Source organism: Streptomyces nanhaiensis, from assembly GCF_046614825.1.
Classification (GTDB): Bacteria; Actinomycetota; Actinomycetes; order Streptomycetales; family Streptomycetaceae; genus Streptomyces; species Streptomyces radiopugnans.
The window spans coordinates 1-5,189 of record NZ_JBKJFM010000243.1; the positions used below are offsets into that span (position 1 = coordinate 1).

Genomic DNA, 5,189 nt, shown 5'->3' on the forward strand with positions numbered 1-5,189 from the left:
GACGGCGGCCGGCCGGCCCTCGCTCCACGCGCGGTCGGCGAGCGGCAGATCGCAGGCGACCACCGGCACACCGCGCCGGACGGCCCAGCGCACGGCGGCCAGTTCGGGCGAGAAGTCCGCGAACGGGTAGAACGCCGGGCCCCCGCCGCCCCCGTCCGCAGGGGCGGCGGCCAGCGCCACCGGGGCCCGCGTCTCCTCGTGTCCCAGCCAGGGCAGCCACGGCTGCATCTCGGCGGGCAGTTCGACGAGCAGCACCTCCGGCTCCGCCTCGTCCAGCAGCGCGGGCACGGCGGCGGCCAGGGAGGGCGCGTGGTGCCGTACGCCGACGAGGTAGGGCGCGGAAGGGCCGGTGAGGGCGGCGATCGCCTCCTCGGGCGAGGCCGGTGCGGAGGGGCCGGCCGCGGCGGGGGAGAGGGCCTGGGCGGGGGCGGCCGGGGCGGCCCCTTGGGAGAGGGACACGGCCGTCAGCCCTCCAGAACGGTGCGCAGGTCCCACAGGGTGCGCCAGGTGGCGGACCCCTGCTCGGCGCGGCGGCGCACCGGGCCGTCCCAGTAGCCGCGCAGCCTGGCGGCGTCCGCGGGGTCGTCCTTGCGGACCACGCCGAGCAGATGGCCCGGCAGCAGGGAGAGCACATCCCGGTCGCCGGGGAAGTACGCCGCCGCCAGGGCCAGCGCCCCGGCCACCGACACGGCCTCCGCGGTGCTCATCACCGTCGACGGCCGCTCCACCTCCCAGCCCTCCGCCGACCGGCCCTCGCGCAGGTCCCGGAACGCGGTGACCAGGGCCTCCAGCACGGCGTCGTCGACCCGGAACGGCGCCCCGGCCCGCTCCACGGACGCCCGCGCCTGGCCGCGCACCAGCGCGGTCTCCGCCTCCAGGTCCCCGATGGGGCCGACCGTCTCGAAGTTGAAGCGGCGCTTGAGGGCCGCGGACATCTCGGAGACGCCCTTGTCGCGGAGGTTGGCGGTGGCGATGAGGGTGAAGCCGGGCGCCGCGTGGGCCAGGGCGTCCTCGGTGCCGGCCAGTTCGGGGACGGCGATCCGCCGCTCGGAGAGCAGCGACACCAGCGAGTCCTGCACCTCGGGCAGGCAGCGGGTGACCTCCTCGACGCGGGTGACGGCGCCCCGGGACATGGCGGTCAGCACGGGGGAGGGCACGAGCGCCTGCCGGGTGGGGCCCTGCGCCAGCAGCAGCGCGTAGTTCCAGCCGTACCTGAGCTGGTCCTCCGTGGTGCCGGCCGTGCCCTGCACCACCAGCGCGCTGGTGCCGCACACGGCGGCCGACAGCAGCTCCGACAGCATCGACTTGGCGGTGCCGGGCTCGCCGACGAGCAGCAGGCCGCGTTCCCCGGCGAGGGTCACCACGCACCGCTCCACCAGCGCCCGGTCGCCGACGAACTTGTCCTCGACCACCAGGCGGCGCGGCACCCCGCCGGGTGCCTCGACGCCGTCGGGCAGCTTCAGGGCGGCGCCCCCGCTGCCCATGACGAAGGTGACGACCGCGCGCGGGGTCAGCCGCCACGCGGGCGGGCGCGGCCCGTCGTCGTACGCGGCGAGGAAGGCCAGCTCGGTCGCGTACCGCTCCTCGGGCGGGACGATCTGGCGGGCCGGGGCGGAGGGGAGGGCGGTGGTCATCGATTCGGTCTCTTCCGGACGCGGGCGGACGGTGGTCATCGGCGGCGGCCCTTGCGGGTGGCGCGGGTGGTGAGTTCCTCGTAGGCCGGGGCGTCACCGGCGCGGACGCGGTCCCACGCGCGGGCGAACAGCTCGGGCACCGGCACCAGGGGCACCGCGCGGGAGCGGTCGGGGACGGGGTAGAGGCCCTGCTTCCAGACCTCCACCGGCAGTGCGGGGGACTTCAGGTCGAGCCAGCCGCACGGCAGGAAGAGGGTGCGCCCGGCGCGCGCCCGCTTCGCCTCGACGACCAGGCCGGTGGCCGCCAGCTCGGCGCGGGCCCTCTTCGTCCGGGCGGGCTTCCGGCCCGTCCAGCGGGCGAGGTTGCGGTCCGTCGGGTCGGGCAGCGCCAGCAGTTGCAGGTAGAGCGCCGCCGCGTCCTCGCCCAGACCGTGGGTCCGGGCGACCTCGGCGACCAGTCCGGGCACGACGACGGCCGGGTCCTGGGCGTATCCGGTGGGCCCCTGGGGATCCGTCCCGGCCGCGAGGGCGCGGGCGAGTTCGCCGTCCAGGATCGTCCGCAGCGCCCGCATGCCCTCGCCCCGCCCCGGCCCGACGATCCCCTCGACCAGTCCGAACACGGGGTCGTCCGCGCCGGTGAGGGCGCCGGGGCGGAGCAGGACGGCCTCCTGGTCGCCGTACCAGGGACGCAGCACCAGCGCGTCGCCGGCGTGCGTCAGGCCGTGCGCGTCGGCGCCGCCGGCGGCGGGCAGCCCGTACGCCCTGCGCAGCTCGGCGGCGGACTGCGAACCCTTCTCCGTCCACGACAGGTCCAGGTCGAGCAGCAGGTGCGGATCCGCGACGCGGCGGCGCAGCGCGGCCAGCCCTTCCGGCAGGACGGCGCGCAGCGGGTGCCCGTACGGCAGGTGGTAGGCGAGGGCGGCCAGGGCGGCCACGGCACGCGTCAGGCCGTACCGCCCGGGCAGCGCCGCGGGGTCCTCGGCCACCAGATCGCCGTCCTTGCCGGGCCGCTGCACGGTGGTGCGGCTGATCCAGGGGGTGCGGCCCGGGTTGAGCACCTCCTCGGCGGCGCCGGCGGGCAGACCCGCCGGGAAGAGCTCCTCGGCCGTGTCCTCGGGCAGGCGGACGAACCCGGCCAGGCGCTCCGCCCACACCCGGCCGGCCGCGTCCGTGTCCGGCCCGGCTGTCCACAGATCGCCCGGCTCCTCCGGCAGCAGCGCGCCGACGAGGGCCGACAGGTCGCCGGGCGCCAGCGAGTCCAGCAGCGCGTCGCCGAGTTTCTTCTGCCGCGGCTTCAGAGCGGTGACGGCGGTCACCTCGGCGGTGAGCTGCGACGGCCTCCCGGCGAGCAGCAGGGCCGCCTGCACGGGCCCCAGACCGCCCCGCGTCGCGGTGGCCAGAGCGGCGGGCGCGTCCGGACACCAGGGCGCCGGGCCCTTGTCCCGGATCAGCCCGGCCACCGCGGCCAGCGCCTCGGCCGGGAACACCGGCGGGTGCGCGCTCTCCTCCTCCAGCGCGAAGTGCGCGACCGCGCCGAACACGCCTGCCGGGTCGTGGTCCAGGGCCAGCCAGTTCACACGCCTGTTGCGGTGGTCGACGTTCCGGCAGCCGAGGACGACGACGGTGCGGCCCTCCCGGCGCAGCACCTGGCCCGCGCGCTCCTGCCCGGCGTACGGCTCGCCCAGCACGGTCTCGCGCAGCGCGCCGCCCCCGGGCGCGGCCAGCGGCCCCTGCGCGATCGCCTCGAACAGCAGCAACAGCGCCCGGCGGTGCGCCTCGGGCAGGGCCGGTGAGGCCGCGCGGTAGGCGAGCGGACGCAGCACGTCCAGCACGGGCAGCCACACCGCACCGATGCCCGGAACGGTGAACTCCTCGCTGCGCCACCCGTCGGCGACCCCGGCGAGCCGGGCGGACTCGGGCAGGGGCCTGCCGTCGGCGGGCTCACCGGACAGGACGTGGTTGACGGCGCGGATCTGACGCAGCGTGCTCCAGTGCTGTCCGCTGCCCCACCAGCCGTGCAGCCCGGCGAGGCCGCCGACCGCCTCGCGCAGCGTCCGGTCGTCGCCGTCCTCGGGGCTGTAGTCGGCGAACATGCCCTCGACGCGCTTGCGCTCCACCCTGGGCCGCTCCACCAAAGGCGCCGCGAACCCGGCGACGGACGCCGCCAGCCGCAGCACCGCGCGCACATGGGCGGCGACACCGGCGAGCAGACGCGGCTCGGCGAGGGCGGGCAGAAGGCCGGAGACGGTCTTGCGCAGGACCCCGTCGGCGGTCGGAAGGGCGGGCTCGCCGGTGGTGGCCTCCGTGCCGCCCGCCGCCTTCCTCCGTGCGGCGGCCGCCTCGGTCTTCGCCCGCAGCTCCGCCAGCGCCTGCGCCCCGGCGCACAGCAACTCGTCCGCCTGCTCGTCGCTCAGCGCCCGCAGGACCGCCGACGCGCCCTCGTCGCGCGGCCGCAGCGCGTGCCAGAAGTCCACCGGCGGGACGAGCCGCGTGCCGGCGGCGAACTCGCCGCCCCGCTCCAGCGGCGTCACCCGGCCCGACTCCCACACACCGGCGTTCCCGTCACCGGCGTACAGGGCTATGTGATGGTGCCGGGCGACGACGGCGGGCCCGGCGCCGCCGGGCAGCCGCAGCACGCCGAGCGGTACGCCCGGCACCCGCCCACCTGCCGCCGGCAGGGTGACGGTCCGGCCGTCCGGCGTACCGGCGGTGGTGCGGGCCCGATCGCCCTCGCCCTCGGTGCGCACCCAGCGGCCCAGGACCGTGCCGTCCGTGCCCAGCGGGCTGTGCTCCAGGCCGGGCTGGAGGGGCAGCACCGCGCAGTGCCGCTGGAGCAGGGTGGCGCCCTCGCGGATGCCGGAGCGCAGGAACGCGGGCAGCGAGGCGCGCCCGTGCGCACCGGTGGCCGGGTCGTACTCGAGCCACACCTGCTGCCGCCCCTGCCGGCCCTGGCGCCAGTACGAGGTACCGTCCCCCAGGACGCGGCGGCCGGGCGGCACGACCGTGTCGCCGGCGTGCAGGGCGCGCCCGCCGGTGGCGCGGCCGCCGCCCGGCAGGGGTATGGAGGTCTCGCCCGCGTCGCCGCCGTACCAGTGCGGGAGCTTCTCGCCGCCGAGCTGGAACACCTCGGCGGGGCGGGCCGACCAGTAGCCGTACTGCCTGCCGTCCTGCCGCCACATCACCAGCAGCTCGCCGTCGGTGTAGCGGAACGACGGGCGGTTCCAGCGGTCCGGCTCCACCGGCAGCCGCAGGTCGTGCTCCAGCAGGACGTCCTGGGGGCCCACGACGATCGCCTTGTGCCGGCGGGAGAGGATCAGCGCCGGCCAGGCCTCGTGGACGGTGAGCGTGTCGTCGCGGTCGTGCCGGGTCTCGGTGTCCAGGCGCCGCAGCGCCTCCTCCAGAGCCGGCCAGCCCAGCTCGTCCAGGATGCCGGCGCGCAGGGTGCGGCCCAGCAGCGGTGCGGCGTCGAAGGCGGCGGCACCGGCGACGGCCCGCGGGCTGACGCGGGCGGCGACCGCGTGGAAGGGGCGCAGCCGCTCCAGCGCCGCGCGCGCG

The 5,189-nt window shown here is 77.6% G+C and carries 3 protein-coding genes; all 3 read right to left on the reverse strand.

Going from position 1 to position 5,189, the window contains the following annotated elements; genetic code table 11:
* Nucleotides 1–459 (reverse strand): DUF5682 family protein (locus ACLIYP_RS29005; RefSeq protein ID WP_412716060.1); only part of this gene is annotated, 459 nt, incomplete at its 3' end.
* Between the two features lie 5 nt (nucleotides 460–464).
* On the reverse strand, nucleotides 465–1,634 hold the full coding sequence (locus ACLIYP_RS29010) for an ATP-binding protein (RefSeq protein ID WP_412716061.1): 1,170 nt from the start codon (nucleotides 1,632–1,634) through the stop codon (nucleotides 465–467).
* A gap of 35 nt (nucleotides 1,635–1,669) precedes the next feature.
* Nucleotides 1,670–5,189, reverse strand: a 3,520-nt coding sequence (locus ACLIYP_RS29015) for a hypothetical protein (protein ID WP_412716062.1), incomplete at its 5' end; no start/stop codon positions are given.

What these genes read in the sequence shown, in the direction of transcription:
- ACLIYP_RS29010 (WP_412716061.1), bottom strand. Translation starts at nt 1,634, where the DNA reads ATGACCACCGCCCTCCCCTCCGCCCCGGCCCGCCAGATCGTCCCGCCC.